Origin of the sequence: Saccharomonospora saliphila YIM 90502, assembly GCF_000383795.1 — a bacterium.
Lineage (GTDB): Bacteria > Actinomycetota > Actinomycetes > Mycobacteriales > Pseudonocardiaceae > Saccharomonospora > Saccharomonospora saliphila.
The window spans coordinates 2505-5129 of sequence record NZ_KB912729.1 but is presented as its reverse complement, the minus strand read 5'-3'; the positions used below and the strand labels follow the sequence as shown (position 1 = coordinate 5129).

1 protein-coding gene is annotated in these 2625 nt (G+C 70.7%); it reads left to right on the top strand.

Features of this window, described 5'->3' with window-relative positions:
* Positions 1–104: 104 nt before the first annotated feature.
* The coding region (locus SACSA_RS24050) for an error-prone DNA polymerase (protein ID WP_269634829.1) at positions 105–2625 on the top strand (2521 nt) is incomplete at its 3' end.

The window sequence follows — 2625 nt, the reverse complement described above, 5'->3', positions numbered from 1 at the left end:
GGGCGGGCTCGCCGCCCCGAGCTTGTCCAGGCCGGGAATGGGGTTGCCGTACCGAACAGCCTCCCGAACGCGACTGCAGGATCTGCGCCGACGAGCGCCAATGGGTGCCGGAATCCGGCCAGGCATGGACCACGGTGGACGACCTCGCCTCCGACGAACCCACGCTGGTGCACCAACAGCTTGAGGAGAATGTGCACCGGTTCCACCGGGAGCCGTCGTACGGGATCGGGCAGTGGACGCACCTGATACAGACTCCGCGGGCAACTTGCTGTGGGACCGCCAACCACCTGGATCCGCCGCTCGTCGACACGATCGCAGAACTCGGTGGAGCCACGGTGATCGTGGCGAGCCATCCGCATATGTACGGCTACCAGGTCAAGGGCGCCGTGCGGCGCGCCCTGGTCGAGCACGGGCCCGACGAGGCCGCCGCGCGGCTGCGGGGTCTCGTGGACAGGTTCGGCGCGGGCAACGTGTACGTGGAGCTGACCGACCACGGCCTCCCGCTGGACAGCACGCACAACGACGCCTTGGCCGGCCTCGCCGCCGAACTCGGCCTGCCGACCGTGGCGACCAACGCCGTGCACTACGCCACCCCGAGCCGGGGCTACCTCGCTCAGGCGCTCGCCGCGATCCGGGCCCGCCGAGGGCTGGACGAGATGGAGGGATGGCTGCCCTCGGGCCCGACCGCGCACCTGCGTTCGGGCGCCGAGATGGCACGCCGGTTCGCCCGCTATCCCGGGGCGGTACAACGGGCCGCCCTGCTCGGTACCGAGTGCGCCTTCGCGTTGCACCTTGTGGCCCCGGACCTGCCCCCGTTCCCGGTGCCGGACGGGCACGACGAGGCGAGTTACCTGCGCGAACGCACCTACGCGGGAGCGCGGGAACACTACGGTGACCGCGCGGACAACCCGGCGGCGTACCGGCAGCTCGACCACGAACTCGACGTCATCGAGCGCCTCGGGTTCCCCGGCTATTTCCTCATCGTGGACGACATCGTGCGGTTCTGCCGCACCCACGACATCCTGTGCCAGGGCCGGGGATCGGCCGCCAATTCCGCGGTCTGCTACGCGCTCGGCATCACCAAGGTGGACCCGGTGCGGTGGAGGCTGCTGTTCGAACGGTTCCTCGCCCCGGACCGGGACGGCTATCCGGACATCGACCTCGACATCGAGTCCGACCAGCGCGAGAAGGTCATCCAGTACGTCTACGACAAGCACGGCAGGTTGCGCACGGCGCAGGTCGCCAACGTGATCACCTACCGGGCGCGGTCGGCGGTGCGCGACGCCGCGCGAGCGCTCGGGCATGCGCCGGGCCAGCAGGACGCCTGGAGCAAGCAGATCGACCGGTGGGGGCCGTTGGGGCAGGTGCACGACGCCGATCAGCACGACGCCCCGGACGAGGTGCTGGCGCTGGCGGCGTCCCTGGAGGACTTCCCCCGGCACCTGGGCATCCACTCCGGGGGCATGGTGATCTGCGACCGGCCGGTGAGCGAGGTCGTGCCGATCGAGTGGGCGCGGATGCCGGGGCGCAGTGTGTTGCAGTGGGAGAAGGACGACTGCGCCTCGGTCGGGCTGGTCAAGTTCGACCTGCTCGGACTCGGGATGCTCTCCGCGCTGCACTACATGGTCGATCTGGTGGCCGAGCACAAGGGCGTGCGGGTGGACCTGAGCGCTCTGGACCTCGACGACGACGAGGTGTACGCGATGTTGCGCCGCGCCGACGCCATCGGCGTGTTCCAGGTGGAAAGCCGTGCGCAACTGGCGACGCTGCCGAGGCTGGCACCGAAGACGTTCTACGACCTGGCCATCGAGGTCGCGCTGATCCGCCCCGGGCCGATCCAGGGCGGGTCGGTGCACCCCTACATCCGCCGGTACACCGGAAGGGAAAGCTGGGAGCACGAGCACCCGCTGCTGGCGAACGCGCTGGACAAGACGCTGGGTGTGCCGCTGTTCCAGGAACAGCTCATGCAGATCGCTCTCGACGTCGCGGGGTTCACCGCCGCCGAGGCCGACGAGTTGCGCCACGCGATGGGCGCGAAGCGCTCCGACCGGCGCATGGAGCGGCTGCGCAGGAGGTTCTACGAGGGCGCGGCGCGCAACGGAGTCGACGAGCCGATGGCCGAGCACCTCTTCCGGAAGATGAAGGCCTTCGCCAGCTACGGCTTCCCCGAGAGCCACGCGCTGAGCTTCGCCTACCTGGTCTTCGCCAGCGCCTTCTTCAAGCGTTACCACCCGGAGGCATTCCTGGCGGGGCTGCTGAGGGCCCAGCCGATGGGGTTCTACTCGCCGCAGTCGCTGGTGGCCGACGCCCGCAGGCACGGCGTCGTGGTGCGGGGTCCGGAGGTGAACGCGAGCCTGCCGCACACCACGCTCGAACCACGAGGGCCCGGCGAGTCCGGGCACGCCGTGCGGCTCGGCCTCGGCACGGTGCGCACCCTCGGCACGGACCTCGCCGAGGAGATCGTCGCCGAACGCGCGCGCGGTGGCCCGTTCCAGGACATGACCGATGTGGCTCGCCGGGTCCGGTTGACGACACCGCAGGTGGAGGCCCTGGCGACAGCGGGCGCGTTCGCGGGCCTCGAACCGGACCGGCGCGCGGCGCTGTGGGCGGCGGGCGCGGTGGCGC